Here is a 13,942-nt window from a genome sequence, read left to right as displayed (position 1 = left end):
TATTGAGAAGTGGGAGGCGGACACGATCGAACCATTAAAACATGTTTATCATGAGAAATTTATTCAAGAATTAGCGGAGAAACTTGCAAAAGCGTCGACTGGATTTGATGCTGGTGAATTTCAGCAGCTCGTGCTACAAGAGGATTGGCAGCAGCTTGAGTTAAAAGGACGAATGAGAAGAGTCACTGAATCAATGCATGCCTGTCTGCCTGCGGATTATGAACAGGCAATCGATGTGCTGCGTCAGGCAGCTCCGTATTTTTCAGGACTTAGTGCGCTCGTATTTCCAGACTACGTTGAAACGTACGGTCTTGCACATTGGGACATCTCGATCAAGGCACTCGAATTCTTTACGCCTTTTTCCTCTTCTGAATTTGCCGTACGGCCTTTTCTGATTCAGGATCAAGATAAAATGCTGGCGCAAATGCTCGTATGGTCACAGCATCAAAATGAGCACATCAGGCGTCTTGCTAGTGAAGGATGCAGACCACGTCTGCCATGGGGATTAACAGTTCCTGCGCTTAAAAACAATCCTTCAGTTACACTGCCTATTTTGGACAATTTGAAGTCGGATCCGTCGCGGTATGTGCAAAAAAGTGTAGCGAATCATCTAAATGATATCTCTGCGATTCAGCCTGATCTGATGAAGAAGACGGTTAAAAGCTGGTATGGAATCAATGAACATACCAACTGGATTGTCAAACATGCTTCCCGTACTCTGCTAAAAAAAGGTGATCCAGATATCATGGCTTTGTTTGGTTATGGAGACGATCCATCCGTTCAAGTAACGGATTTAAAGGTAGTGCAAGACCCTGTTTGTATTGGAGAGAAATTGACATTTCAATTTACTCTTCAGGCCGAGAAGCCGCTAAAACTGCGTGTAGAGTATGCCATAGACTATGTCAAAGCTCGGGGTACCCGCAGCCAAAAGGTGTTTAAAATCACAGAGTTTGAAACAGGTTCAGCGTTACATAGAGAATTCGTCAGATCACAGTCCTTTCAAAATATGACGACGAGAAAGCACTATGAGGGAACACATACTTTAACGATCATCATTAACGGCATCCCAAAAGCGTCGGTTGATTTTGAAGTTAAAGCAGTTTGAAGCGTTGTTAGCTCGCGCTATAGGCTCATGCAATGTCAATAAAAAACCCGCCATTTCGGCGGGTTTTGGCATTTAAGCTTTCTTCTTCATTAAGAATGAAGCAATGATGGCAGCGACTAAGAAGCCGATGCTGATAATGGAGCTAGGCAAGTTTTCTTGTCTGAATAGGAACAAAACAAAGCTCAAACTGAGTACAAGACCTGCAAATAAAGTCAAATACGGAAACAGCCACACCTTGAAATACGGCTCCTGTGGATATTTTGGACGGAGCTTCAGATGTGCCGCGCAAATGCTGATCCAAATAAGTGAAACAGCAAAGCCGGGAATAGCCAGCATATAGCTGAAAATTTGCTCTGGATATAAGTAAGCGAAAAATGTTCCGATGAGAAGAAACAGAACAGTGACCCATAAACTTAAAATCGGTACGCCTCTTTTGTTGACCTGTGCCAGCTTTTTCGGACCGCCATCTGATTTAGATAGAGAATGAATCATTCTCGTTGTTCCATAAATACCAGAATTGGCCGCAGATAAAACGGCAGTAATCAATACAAAGTTAATGAAATGAGAGGCGCCTTGCATACCAGCAGCAGAGAAGACTTGGACAAAAGGACTGTTATTTGGATCAATTTGATTCCAAGGAATGAGTCCACAGATGATCAAAATCGGCAATGTGTAAAATAAGATAATCCGCCACATCATACTTTTGACAACACCAGGCAAGACCTTCTCGGCATCCTTTGTTTCTGTAATGGTCAGCCCAATCAATTCAGAGCCTCCATAAGAGAAAATAACCACTAAAAGCGAAGCAAAGATCGCACCCCATCCGTTCGGGACGAAGTTTTGATAGTTGGTGAGTGCTGGTGTGCTTTGTTCGTTTGGAATGATCCCAAATAATAAGGCTGCACCGAGAATAATAAACACAATAATAACGAAAATCTTCATTCCAGCGAACCAGAACTCAATTTCACCAAAGTATTTTACATTATTTAAGTTAATTCCGATGACTAAGAGTGAGCAAAGTAAACAGAGTGACCATAGCGGCACGTTCGGCATCCAGTATTGAAGCAAACTGCCTGCTGCAATGATCTCGATGACACACACAGTGAGCCACATAAAACAGTAAACCCAGCCGACGACAAATGAAAAACGTTGACCAAGCGCAATCTGTATAAGGTCGCGAAGATTATTTCCCGGATAGACAATGGCCATTTCGGCTAATGCTGCCATGACGATGAGCAGCAGCAATCCGGCAAATACATAGGAAAAGATGACCCCAGGACCTGCTAAACCAATTGTATCGGCACTTCCTTTAAAGATTCCTGTACCAATGACCCCGCCCATTGCAATCATGCGAATGTGACGCGGTGATAAAAGCTTTTTTAATTCTTGTTGCTCCTGATTCGCGCTCATGACGTTCTCCTTTTTTAAAAATGCTTATGTTCCATTTTCTTTTTTCAGGACGTCAGTGTCAATATAAAAAAAGAGATTTTTCAGACAAAATAGGCGGTTGATTCTATCAATTTACCCACATATCTCCATAAAAAACTTCCTTCATTCAAATCCAGCATATGAAACCTCATGAAATAATAAACATTTGCCTTCTTTCTGACATAAACAATTTGCAGTTTTTGTCGATATATCTTTTGTATAACTAAAGTCCTAATAAAGAATTATTTATAACTGTAAAATATTTCAAAAGTATTAGAGTTGAAAGGAGTTATGAAAAATGTTTAAGAAAAGATCAGGTGATTCATCGGCTGGAACCCTTCTAAGTGAAAGTAGTCAATTAGTAGAAAAAATCGAAAAGGGAGACCTTTCAGCAAGACTAGACACTGCTGCATTCTCTTCTAGCCAAACGATAGAAGCAGTGGCACAAATTAATGAAGCTTTGCAAAAGATGCAGGAGTCAAATGAAAATATTCAAATGCGGATGGATTTAGTGACAAAAGCCATTCAAGTTGGCTTATGGGATATGGTCGTTATCGCTGGAGATCCAGTTAATCCAAAAAACGAATTCACATGGACGGATGATTTCCGCAAAATGCTTGGCTTTCAAAATGAGCACGATTTTCCGAATCTATTAGACAGCTGGGCATCTCGAATTCACCCAGATGAACAAGAATATACCCTAAATGCCTTCTCTTCGCATTTATTGGATCATTCTGGGCGTACGCCATATGATATCGAATATCGCATAAAGTTGAAAAACGGAGATTATCGCTGGGTCAAAGCAACTGGAACGACCGTTCGTGATCGAAACGGTGTCCCTCTTCGTGTGGCGGGAGCTCTTTTTGATATTCATGATCAGAAATTGAAAGAAGAAGAGCTGCAAGCCTTGGTGACAAGATTTGACTTGATTAGTAGAGCGCTTGTCGAAGCTCCTTGGGACATGGTCTTAGAAGACGGCGATCCAGACCATCCTAATACCGAAATCTGGTGGTCTCCACAGTTCAGAAATACGCTTGGTTTTACGGATGAAAAAGATTTCCCGAATGTTCTGAGCAGCTGGATAGACCGCCTGCATCCTGAGGATCAAGAAAATGCTGTTAAAACCTTTTTAGGTCATGTAAATGATCACTCTGGACGTACACCACTTGATGATAATTTCAGATTACAAAGTAAAAATGGTGAGTACCGCTGGTATCATGCAGGTGGTGAAACCATTCGTGATGAAAAAGGTGTTGCTCTTCGTGTCGCAGGAACCATTCGTGACATCACGTTAGAAAGAAACAAAGAGGAAACAGCGAATGAAATGGCGTCACAAGTAGAACAGCTTTCAAGTTCAATTAGCGAGATGGTATCGGGCATTAGCTCTGTGACAAATCAAGCACAGGAGCTGGCTGTCGCTCAAGAGCAGTCAACGTCTGCCGCACACTTAGCAAAAAATAGTGCAGATGAGACGAAAAATATTTCTGACTTAATCAAAGAAGTAGCAAACCAAACGAACCTGCTTGGTCTAAATGCTGCGATTGAAGCGGCCAGAGCAGGTGAACAGGGACGTGGATTCTCTGTCGTTGCAGATGAAGTACGAAAACTCGCGCTGCATAGTGCCAATGCAACGGAAAATATCGAATCTAGTTTAACGGATATGAAAACACAAATTGATGAAATTCTTGATAATATCTCTAATATGACAGCTCTTACGCAAACTCAGGCTGCTTTAACAGAGCAAGTGAATGCTGCAGTCGATGAAGTGAATCACATGTCTCAGCGTCTTGTGGCATTTTCAAAGAGCATTTAATCGTCAAAAACCGCCCTCTCGTGTAGAAGGCGGTTTTTTCATTAAAATTGATCTGCTGGGAAGACAATACCTGCATCTTTTCTTGCAGCGTCAAGGACTTTCATCACAGAGAGACTTTCATCAAGCAGGGCATAGCACTGTTCATGATTTTCTGTTTCAATGATCTGCTTGAAAGCTTCTGCTTCATAAAACAGACGGTTTGGATTCGTTTGTGCATTGAGTGAGATGACTCTGTCATCAACATGCAGCAGCACTTCTTCACAGCCATTCGCCCCATTTTTCACATGAATGAAGCCTTTTTCTCCTTGAATCAGTGCAAAATTCATGCTGCTAGTATCCTTACTGCCAACACTTGTCGCAATAAAATCATTGTAAGTGAATGTCAAAACACCAGATGTGTCAATGCCGTTTGGATGACGGTTTGCTTGGTAACGGACCTGCTCCGGTGATCCAAAAAGGTTCATGATGAAATGGACATTATAAATATTAATATCCATCAGCGCTCCCCCGGAGAACTCAGGGTTAAAGACATTTGGCGTTTCGCTCGCTAACAGCTGGTTATATTTACTAGAATATTGACTATAGTTGCATTGAACCAGCTTGATTTGACCTAATTGATGAAGGTGCTTTTTGATTAAATGATAGTTTGGCATATGGACGGTTGTAATGGCTTCAAATAAGAGAAGCTGCTTTTCCTTTGCGAGAGCGATTAAGGCCTCCAGCTCTTTCACGTTAGAGGTGAAAGGCTTTTCGCATATCACATGTTTTCCGTTGTTCAATGCAGCTGCTGCATGCTCGCTATGTAAACGATTTGGTGATGCGATGTAAACAACTTCTATGTGGGGATCTTCTAGCATAGCAGTTAGATCCGTATAAGTTGTTTGCACCCCAAATTGGTCTGCGAGCTTCTTTGCCGTTGCTTCCTTTCTTGAATAGACAGCGTGACAAGAAGCACCTTCGAGCTGTTCAATCGCTTGCAAAAAGCCTTCCACAATCACACCTGTTCCGATGGTTGCAATGTTCATTCTTCAAAACCCCTTCCACTCGTTTCCTATCATCTAGTATAACCGATCGATGTCTTCATTCAACGTGTACTTGGTACATTGGAGGAGAGATGCCAGTGGCAATACCGGCCCACTTTTGACGGTCCTTACAGTTAGCTGATGTTTGCTAATGTTTGCTGTGTTAACAATTGAATGGCAGCCTTCCTCTTTTTTAACTCATGAATGGAGTGTTGAATATCTTCGATTTTTTGTTCGAGCAGCTGTTCAGCCTCTATTTTTGACTGCTTTTCAAATAGTGATTGAATAATTTCGCGAATTTCTTTGAGTGAGAAATCTAGCTTTCTCGCTTCTGTGATAAAGGAAAGCATAAGGATATAATTTTTATTATATAAACGATAGCCGTTATGTGCTCTCTTTGGTTCGGGGAGCACACCCTCATTTTCGTAAAAACGAATGGTTTCAATATGTACACCAGACATTTTTGACAATTTACCTCTAGTAAACGTAATCATTTCCTTCAACTCCTTTCTTTTCTATCTATCATACAACTAGATTTGTTAGTTTCAAAATATTCTATAGTGAACAATTGTTCCATTGTACTTGTTTAAATGAGAGATCAGCACAATGGAAGCAGGATGATTAGAATACGTTATAATAGTGTAGACTCATGTGATATTTGTTACAGATGTGAACAAGTAGACAGCGTGAAGAAAAAACGATAGGCTAAAATAGGTAAATAGTAATGAAATAACGTGTCATCATGTAAATGATGGCTCAAAATAGTGACAGCACGTTTTTGCTGAGAAAAGGGGACCAGTGAATGTATAAATTAGTCGCAATTGATATGGATGGTACATTATTAAATGATCAACATATGGTGCCGGATGAAGTGTCTGAAGCCATTCAACAGGCAAAAGCAGAAGGAATTAAAATTGTTTTATGTACCGGACGGCCAATTGGCGGGGTGAATCGCTATTTAACTGAGCTTCAGCTTGATCAAGAGGGAGATTATGTGATTGCCTATAATGGGGCGCTTGTTCAAAACAGCCATACAAATGAAGTGGTGTCAGAGCTGACGTTATCCTATGATGACTTGACATCTTTATATGAATTGAGCCGTCAGCTGGATACACCGATGCATTATTTCGATTCAGCCAATTTGTACACACCGAATCGCGATATTAGTGAATACACAGTGCATGAAGCCTATTTAACAAAGCTGCCGCTTAAATATTTACCTGTTGAAGAGGCGGATTCATCCATGAGACTTCCGAAGATGATGTATATTGATCAGCCAGAACGTTTGGAAAAGACGATACAAGCCATCCCGTCTGAAGTGAAGGAAAAGTACATGATGGTGAAAAGTACAGATTTTTTCCTTGAGATTCTCCATCCTGATGTGAGCAAAGGGAATGCTGTGAAACTTTTAGCTAAGGAGCTGGGAATTGCTCGAGAAGAAGTCATGGCCATTGGTGACAATGGGAACGACGTATCAATGCTGGAGTTTGCGGGCTGTGGCGTCGCTATGGGAAATGCCATTGATGATGTCAAAGCAGTAGCAGATGTTGTCACAAAGTCTAATAATGAAGCCGGAGTAGCACATGTTCTGCATGAGCTGGTCATAGGAAAATAAGAAAAGAGCGGTCTGCCAATACGGTAGCCGCTTTTTTATATATTGGAGAAAAAGTAAACAAGCATACGTCTGCTGCTTAAATTTGTCTTTTGCAGCATGGCTTTCACATGATCATGGACGGTATGGGTTGAAATAAATAGTGTACTGGCAATTTCCTTTGTAGATTGTCCCTTTAATAAGCAGTCGAGGACGTTCATTTCCCTTTCTGTCAGCCTGTATGTTTTCGCCGCATACGGAAGAATATCATTGGTTTGGGCTCGTTTGATGTGAATCATCACAGCCTCTTCCTGCCCGTCTGCCTGCGCTAATCGAAAGGCTTGAAGGGAGAGAAAAAGTCCCGTAGGCATTCTTGTCATGCTTGCTGCTGTTTGGACGCTGCCGCCATATAAAAGTTTAGCGCCTAATGCTCTGAACGGACGTGGCATGACGGTCTGGTCATGAATTTGCTCAAAGGCTTGAAATGTATGAAGCCAATGAAGCCCTGTCTCATTTCCATAAAGAAGCTTGTAATGAGTTGAAAGAATGATAAATCCTTGCTGCTCCGCCTCGTCATTCTCCTCAGTGTCTCTTTTTTTGAAAAGCTCGTCTCTCAACTTGGCTGCAAGTGCCGGTGTTTGCTCAATGACCGCTTGTATATCTCGTTCCTGAAAAGGTTCCTTGCCCTTTTGACGATAAAGGCTGGCGATTCCCCAGCATTCTCCTTGAATCACAAGGGCTGCCCGCAATTCATCAGTCCATCCTTTAGGTAACAAAATATGCTGATATCGCTCGCTATTGAGATATTCCCCGCTTTGGATCAGGCTCGCAGCATGAATAGGGCCTTTGGCTAGAGTTTCATGCTGATGCACGTCCTTTTTTAAAAATTCATTTTGAAAGAGCTCGTTATGAATTTCTTCAATCGGTTCATCTGTGAAAGAACCTGTCGAGAGGAGAGTGGCTGGATCAATGGTCGTGATACAGGCGGAGTCAAAATCAAGGACGGCAGCAAGCTCGTCCCGAATGTGTTGTCTCAGCTGCTGAAATTGAGTGGCTGGATTCATCACATGATCTCCTCCTCAAAAATCCCCACTTTTAGGGATCGTTTTTTCCAGTGTCTCTTTTTACAATAAAGATGTCATATTGTTAGTGTACAGGAAACGATGGAAAGCGGAAAGGAACTGGAGGAGAATCACATGAAAGGAAACCAGCATTGGCACGATCCTGTTGCTGAATCATACAGAGCAACAATTTCACATAAAGTACCCGGCTATCACCTTTTGCATGAGTTGACAGTAGATGTACTAGAAACTGAAGTAAAGAAAGCAGACTCTCATATTCTAACTATTGGAGCGGGCGGGGGCGAAGAGATCGTCAACATGCTCCAAAGAAAAGAAGACTGGTTCATCACAGGAGTCGATCCGTCCACTTCTATGCTGGATATGGCGAAGCGGCGGGTTGCACAGCTTCGTATGGAGGCGCGCGTCACATGGTATGAGACCGTATTAAACAAGGTTTCTTCTGAAACTGTTTACGATGCAGCGGTGAGCCTGCTCGTGATTCATTTTGTAGAAAATCGGTTGCCATTTTTACAGGAGATTGCACATCGGCTTCGACCAGGAGCACCGCTTGTACTGGCTTTTATACAAGGAGACATGACGTCTCGCGTATTTCAGCAGGAGCTTCATATGCTTTCTCTTTTCATGCAGCGGCAAGGTTTAGAAAAAGAAGTGTTTTCATCCTTTAAAGACAGATTGGGACATGCGACACATCCTGTGCCTGAGGAGGAGATGAGAGGGCATTTAATCGAGGCGGGGTTCACAGACATCAGACCTTATTTTCAAGCAGGAATGATCAAAGGGCTTGTTTGCAAGCGAGATTGTAGAGAGGCGGATGACAGATGAGATCACAGGTGATGGTGATTGGCGGCTACGGACATGTAGGACAGCAAATATGTCTTCAGTTAAGTGAAGTATATCCTGGGCAAATTGTGGCGGCAGGCAGAAGTTATGAGAAGGCTGAACAATTTTCAAAGCAGACAAAAGGAAGAGTTCGTCCTTACCAATTAGATGTGAGCCAGCCATCTCATTCAGAATGGATGGATGATACAAAGCTGGTAATCATGTGTCTTGATCAAGAAGACCCGTCTTTTACTGAAACAGTTCTGCGGTCAGGCATTGATTATATCGATATTTCTGCAAAGGGAGCGTATATGGAGCAGGTGGCAAAATTGAATCAACAGCACATGGGTGGGACGGCTTTGCTCAGTGTAGGGCTGGCGCCCGGTCTTACGAATTTATTGGCGGCGAAAACGGCATCTATGCTCTCGTCAGTCGATCAAATAGATATTGGCATTATGCTTGGGATGGGCGATCAGCATGGAAAAGCCGCCATTGAATGGACCCTTGATCATGTCCATACGGATTATGAACTTACCGAGCATCATCAACGAAAAAGAGTGAAAAGCTTTACAGGAGGCAAACAGGTCGACTTTGGCGGGCAGCTTGGAAAGCGGTATACCTATCGATTCCCCTTCTCTGATCAACAGACATTGCCTTCAACACTTCATGTGCCAACTGTAACGACAAGGCTTTGTTTTGATTCACGTATAGCGACGAGGGCATTGGCATTCACAAGGAGTCTTGGCATGACGTCGTTTCTCACTTTACCGAAGATAAAGGAGCGAGCCATTTCGATGATTCAATCTTCTCAAGTGGGAACAGATCAATATGCGGTCAATGTGGAAGCGACAGGGACGGATGGGAAGCAAGCAGCGCTTGGAATAAAAGGGCACGACGAGTCTCAAGCAACAGCTCAAGTCGCCTGTGCCGCGGCCCTGCATTTATTGAGCAGACGGTTTCAACCAGGTATTTTTCATATCGAAGAGTTATTTTCACTAGCATATGAGAACGGTCATTTTGCTTTGGTGGATCAACAAACGAAGGAAGAGCAGGTATTAGGGGTGAGAGCCAGCCTTTTGACCGCATAAAGAAAGACTAGCATTACTGCTAGTCTTTTTATGATGACGACGACACATCTCCTTTTTTCTTGATGCTCATTGTGATGAGCTGTGTTAATGTGTCAGATCCTTTTGTTGAAAGGTGAACACCATCTGGTTGAAAATAGGATGACTGTTCTGAGGCGGCTGAATGCCAATCGACTAAGGTCACATGATCATATTGATTGGCTACGCGCTGAATCACTGCATTCACATCATTTTCCCACGATCGTGGAACTCTTGTATTGACAAGAAAAATGTGTGCTTTTGAAAAATGCTGAATCAATGATGTTAAAGTGCCCTCAGTAAAATACCCATTTGTGCCCAGCTCAATAATGACAGCAGCATCAGTCTTGTTAAATGAAGCGTATTGAGGAGCGATCCTGATGGCTTCGTTCATTTGTCTGCCAACCTTTGCATCAATGGTGATTTGTTTATATACCTTTTCGAGATGAGGCGCAATATCCAGCATGACAGAATCACCAATGGCAAGTACTTGGTGAAATTGTTTTGGGTCTTCTGCTTTTTTCTTTTTCTCGTGTTTGTCTTTCTTTTTCTTCGCTTTTGCTTCAGAAGAATCTCCAGCCTTTTTTGGCGCTGTTTTAATCTGTGTCACTTGTTGCGCCTTCGGGGATGTATGTGACGAGCTGGACATGCCAATCGTAAATAAAATCAAAAGAACTGCGGAAATCCCAAGAAACACTTTATTAGACGTAGACCATTGTTTGATTCCTGTTTTCCAAATAGACCAAGAGGAAAAATATTGTCTGAAACCAAGCTTTCGTATCGGCTGTTCGATGAAGCGATAAGAAGCCTCTGCAATTAGTAAAATGGCGATGAGCTGTAATGTGACTCGCCCTATGGAGGGCTGTCCAATTTCAATGACTGGTGTGGTCAGTACGATAATGGGATAATGCCACAGGTAAATACCATAAGACCGCTTTCCAAGCCAGACGAGCGGCTGGAAGGACAGCCATTTCCCAATAAGACTTGCAGGGTGGCAGACACATGCAATTAAGATCGCTGCATTTAGACAGAATAAAAGCATGCCGCCTTGATAAAGAAAGCCGTCAAATTCGTCAACAGCATAAACACATAGGAGGAAAACTGCAAACGAACCAAACCCGGCGATATGTAAAATACGTCTGCCAACAGGCAGCAGCTTTTTGCTGGACAGTCTTTGCATAGGCCACACAAAGGCTAGACTGCACCCAATCAAGAGCGCAAATGCACGAGTATCGGTCCCATAATATACCCTGCTTGGATCTGTTTCTGGTGAATAAAGAATCGCCATCCATAAGGCGGAGACAAGTGCAAGACCAAAGGTGATCACAGGCAGATGGGCTTTATTTTTTACCCATTTCAGTCCTGCAATTAACAGAACCGGCCAAATGATATAAAATTGCTCTTCTATCGCCAAAGACCACAAATTTTTCAGTGGAGATATGGCGTTGAAGCTATCGAAATATGACAGCTGATGAAAAATGTACCACCAGTTACTGACATAAAAAAAGGACGATATGGCATCGCCACGAATAGACAATAATGCGTTTGAACCAGCAACCGCACACCAGCTGACAGTTAAAAAAATCATGACGTAAGCAGCTGGAAGAAGCCTTCTAATCCTGCCCATCCAAAATGGCAAAAGCTCTTGATAGCCTAAATCCTGTTTATGTAACAAGATCGTTGTAATCAAGTAACCAGAAATGACAAAAAATAAATCAACGCCAAGAAACCCGCCGCTTGCAGGTCCGATATGTAAGTGATAAGCAATGACCGCCATTACAGCAACGGCTCTTAGCCCATCTAATCCTAAAATATAACGTAAACGATTTTCCTTGCTGTTCATGAAAGTAAATCCCCCATCAATGTCAAACGCTTCTTTTTGTTGTTCATTCAAAAGATCAACGATTCTTTTATTTTATATAAGAATAGACGAATCAGCATCATATTTTGTTGGCGAATTTCTGTCTTTTTTAAATTTTTTTTAATCGATGAAAAGAATTGATGGGTTAAGTGATGTCGAATTTAATACTCAAAACCAAAATCCCTGTCATAATAAAAGAAGAAGGAAAGGGGATGTGTTGAGTGAGAACAATTGAAAATGATCAGTTATTGGTTCAGATTCATGAAAAGGGAGCGGAAGTGAGGGAGGTGCTTGACAAGGAAAGCGGGCGTCACTATATGTGGTCTGGTGATCCTGTTTATTGGGGCAGGGTGTCGCCTGTTTTATTTCCGATTGTTGGGCGATTAATGAATGATCAATACAAGATTGACGATCAAACCTATGAGCTCACGCAGCATGGCTTTTTGCGTGATGTTGATTTTGATTTATATGAAGAAACGAAGCATGCGCTGACCTTTCAATATGAATCAAAAGGCCGCCACATTGAGCAGTATCCTTATGAATTTACCGCCCGTATTCGTTATGAACTGTTGGAAAATGGGCTGACGATTTCCTGGGAAATTGGTTATGACGGAGAAGACACGATGTATTTTTCCATTGGAGGGCACCCAGCATTTCATGTCCCTCTTGTTGAAGGTGAGCAAACAGCAGATTATTCACTGACATTGACACCTTCCACTGAACAGCTCCCAGTGCAATATGAACTGCGGAATTCACTTGTGAGGGAGAAAGGAGAAGGCATTCAGCTTGATCCGATTCAGCTTAGGCCAGAGCTTTTTCAACATGATGCGATGATCTTTAGCCATATCAATCGAGTATCGTTGACTTCCAGGGCAGGTCACGGGGTTGAGGTCGATCTCACTGGCTTTCCGTTCGTGGGCATTTGGTCGCCTTATGATCAAGAAAAAGGAACGATGGCTCCGTTTGTATGTATTGAGCCTTGGTATGGCATCGCTGATATGGAAGGGACAAATGGGCAGTATAAAGAGAAGTTCGGTATTCAAACCTTAGAAAAGAATGAGATTTTCCAAGCCGCCTATACGATTTTCTTCAAATGAACATTTGTGCAACATGAGGTGAACAATTTGTTATGATAGAAGAAAAAAGGAGGCGTACGAATGGATCGGGAGAAACAACAGCTGAGTATTGAAGCGGCAAGGCTTTATTATTTGTCTGATTACAGCCAGCAGGAAATTGCCAAGCAGCTCGACGTGTCGAGACCAACTGTGTCTCGGCTGCTTCAATATGCGAAGGAGAAGGGATATGTCCAGATTAAAGTGATGGACCCCTTTGAAGATTTAAATGAGCTGTCTTTATTGCTCAAGGAAAAATATGATCTGCTCGAAGCTCATGTCGTGTTTTCCCCAAAGGACGACTATCCAACCATCACTGATTACTTGAGCCGATTTGGTGCAGATTACTTACAAGACACAGTGAAAGACGGTGATATCGTTGGGGTGAGCTGGGGAACCACCATGTATCAAATTGCACAAAAGATGCAACCTAAACAGGTCAAAGGTGTAGAGGTTGTCCAGCTTAAGGGCGGGATTAGCCACTCCCATGTGAATACATATTCTGCGGAAACCATCCAGCTGTTTGCAGAGGCCTTTCAAACAGCACCACGCTATTTGCCGCTACCTGTCGTATTTGATAGTGCTGCAGTCAAGGAGATGGTTGAACAGGACAGACATATCCAGCGAATTATTGAAATGGGTAAACAGGCGAATATCGCTGTGTTTACTGTTGGAACGGTACGAGACGAGGCACTTTTGTTTAGACTAGGTTATTTCCGTGAAGAAGAGAAAGCGTTGCTCAAGGCATCCAGCGTCGGAGACATATGCTCGCGCTTTTATGATCAAGATGGCCGCATTTGCAGTGAAGCGATTAACAATCGCACAATTGGTGTGGAACTTGATGATTTAAAGACAAAAGAACGCTCTATTCTTGTCGCTGGCGGACATCGCAAGGTTGCTTCTATCCATGGGGCACTTAGAGGAAAATATGCAAACGTATTGGTGATTGACCAGCATACAGCAAGGGCTCTTTTAAATGTCACAAAATAGATGAACAAAATTTCAT

General features: G+C 42.5%; 12 protein-coding genes. 7 read left to right on the top strand and 5 right to left on the bottom strand.

Going from position 1 to position 13,942, the window contains the following annotated elements:
* Positions 1-193: 193 nt before the first annotated feature.
* Positions 194-1,105, top strand: a complete 912-nt coding sequence (locus AKG37_RS10955) for a DNA alkylation repair protein (RefSeq protein WP_060698982.1) — start codon at positions 194-196, stop codon at positions 1,103-1,105.
* Between the two features lie 72 nt (positions 1,106-1,177).
* Here the strand turns inward: AKG37_RS10955 and AKG37_RS10950 are convergent, their stop codons facing one another.
* Positions 1,178-2,515, bottom strand: coding sequence for an amino acid permease (locus AKG37_RS10950; protein ID WP_060698836.1), 1,338 nt, complete (start codon positions 2,513-2,515; stop codon positions 1,178-1,180).
* A gap of 316 nt (positions 2,516-2,831) precedes the next feature.
* Here AKG37_RS10950 and AKG37_RS10945 point away from each other — a divergent pair, with 316 nt between their 5' ends.
* Positions 2,832-4,346: a methyl-accepting chemotaxis protein gene (locus AKG37_RS10945; RefSeq protein ID WP_060698835.1), complete on the top strand. Its 1,515-nt coding sequence runs from the start codon at positions 2,832-2,834 to the stop codon at positions 4,344-4,346.
* 41 nt (positions 4,347-4,387) lie between these two features.
* Here the strand turns inward: AKG37_RS10945 and AKG37_RS10940 are convergent, their stop codons facing one another.
* Both AKG37_RS10940 and AKG37_RS10935 read right to left on the bottom strand, forming a co-directional pair.
* On the bottom strand, positions 4,388-5,371 hold the full coding sequence (locus AKG37_RS10940) for a Gfo/Idh/MocA family protein (RefSeq protein WP_060698834.1): 984 nt from the start codon (positions 5,369-5,371) through the stop codon (positions 4,388-4,390).
* 131 nt (positions 5,372-5,502) lie between these two features.
* Positions 5,503-5,862 (bottom strand): MerR family transcriptional regulator, encoded by a 360-nt coding sequence (locus AKG37_RS10935; RefSeq protein WP_060698833.1) that lies wholly within the window; start codon positions 5,860-5,862, stop codon positions 5,503-5,505.
* A 308-nt stretch (positions 5,863-6,170) separates the two neighbouring features.
* Between AKG37_RS10935 and yidA the strand changes: the two genes are divergently transcribed.
* Complete coding sequence (yidA, locus tag AKG37_RS10930) at positions 6,171-6,983, top strand: sugar-phosphatase (protein ID WP_060698832.1); 813 nt, start codon at positions 6,171-6,173, stop codon at positions 6,981-6,983.
* Between the two features lie 35 nt (positions 6,984-7,018).
* Here the strand turns inward: yidA and AKG37_RS10925 are convergent, their stop codons facing one another.
* Positions 7,019-8,023, bottom strand: a complete 1,005-nt coding sequence (locus AKG37_RS10925; protein ID WP_237697724.1) for a helix-turn-helix transcriptional regulator — start codon at positions 8,021-8,023, stop codon at positions 7,019-7,021.
* A 132-nt stretch (positions 8,024-8,155) separates the two neighbouring features.
* On the opposite strand from AKG37_RS10925, the gene AKG37_RS10920 reads away from it, so the two are divergent.
* Together AKG37_RS10920 and AKG37_RS10915 are read left to right on the top strand one after the other, a co-directional pair.
* Positions 8,156-8,863: a class I SAM-dependent methyltransferase gene (locus AKG37_RS10920; protein WP_060698830.1), complete on the top strand. Its 708-nt coding sequence runs from the start codon at positions 8,156-8,158 to the stop codon at positions 8,861-8,863.
* The gene (locus AKG37_RS10915; protein ID WP_060698829.1) at positions 8,860-9,948 is read left to right on the top strand and encodes a saccharopine dehydrogenase family protein; all 1,089 of its coding nucleotides are present in this window, start codon (positions 8,860-8,862) and stop codon (positions 9,946-9,948) included. Before AKG37_RS10920 ends, AKG37_RS10915 begins: the two co-directional genes overlap by 4 nt.
* A 28-nt stretch (positions 9,949-9,976) precedes the next feature.
* On the opposite strand, the gene AKG37_RS10910 is transcribed toward AKG37_RS10915, so the two are convergent.
* A complete protein-coding gene (locus tag AKG37_RS10910; RefSeq protein WP_060698981.1) occupies positions 9,977-11,806 on the bottom strand; it encodes an acyltransferase family protein in 1,830 nt (609 codons plus the stop codon).
* A gap of 239 nt (positions 11,807-12,045) precedes the next feature.
* Between AKG37_RS10910 and AKG37_RS10905 the strand changes: the two genes are divergently transcribed.
* Both AKG37_RS10905 and AKG37_RS10900 read left to right on the top strand, forming a co-directional pair.
* Entirely contained in the window at positions 12,046-12,921 is an 876-nt protein-coding gene (locus AKG37_RS10905; RefSeq protein WP_060698828.1) for an aldose 1-epimerase family protein, read from the top strand.
* 60 nt (positions 12,922-12,981) lie between these two features.
* A complete protein-coding gene (locus AKG37_RS10900; RefSeq protein ID WP_060698827.1) occupies positions 12,982-13,926 on the top strand; it encodes a sugar-binding transcriptional regulator in 945 nt (314 codons plus the stop codon).
* The last annotated feature ends 16 nt before the right edge of the window (positions 13,927-13,942 follow it).

Origin of the sequence: Bacillus australimaris (genome assembly GCF_001307105.1) — a bacterium.
GTDB lineage: Bacteria > Bacillota > Bacilli > Bacillales > Bacillaceae > Bacillus > Bacillus australimaris.
This window is presented reverse-complemented; position numbering and strand designations above follow the sequence as displayed.

Coding starts and splice junctions, on each gene's coding strand:
- AKG37_RS10935 (WP_060698833.1), bottom strand. CDS start 5,862: ATGATTACGTTTACTAGAGGTAAATTGTCAAAAATGTCTGGTGTACAT.
- AKG37_RS10955 (WP_060698982.1), top strand. CDS start 194: ATGCATGCCTGTCTGCCTGCGGATTATGAACAGGCAATCGATGTGCTG.
- AKG37_RS10910 (WP_060698981.1), bottom strand. CDS start 11,806: ATGAACAGCAAGGAAAATCGTTTACGTTATATTTTAGGATTAGATGGG.
- yidA (WP_060698832.1), top strand. CDS start 6,171: ATGTATAAATTAGTCGCAATTGATATGGATGGTACATTATTAAATGAT.
- AKG37_RS10900 (WP_060698827.1), top strand. CDS start 12,982: ATGGATCGGGAGAAACAACAGCTGAGTATTGAAGCGGCAAGGCTTTAT.
- AKG37_RS10915 (WP_060698829.1), top strand. CDS start 8,860: ATGAGATCACAGGTGATGGTGATTGGCGGCTACGGACATGTAGGACAG.
- AKG37_RS10945 (WP_060698835.1), top strand. CDS start 2,832: ATGTTTAAGAAAAGATCAGGTGATTCATCGGCTGGAACCCTTCTAAGT.
- AKG37_RS10940 (WP_060698834.1), bottom strand. CDS start 5,371: ATGAACATTGCAACCATCGGAACAGGTGTGATTGTGGAAGGCTTTTTG.
- AKG37_RS10925 (WP_237697724.1), bottom strand. CDS start 8,023: ATGAATCCAGCCACTCAATTTCAGCAGCTGAGACAACACATTCGGGAC.
- AKG37_RS10920 (WP_060698830.1), top strand. CDS start 8,156: ATGAAAGGAAACCAGCATTGGCACGATCCTGTTGCTGAATCATACAGA.
- AKG37_RS10950 (WP_060698836.1), bottom strand. CDS start 2,515: ATGAGCGCGAATCAGGAGCAACAAGAATTAAAAAAGCTTTTATCACCG.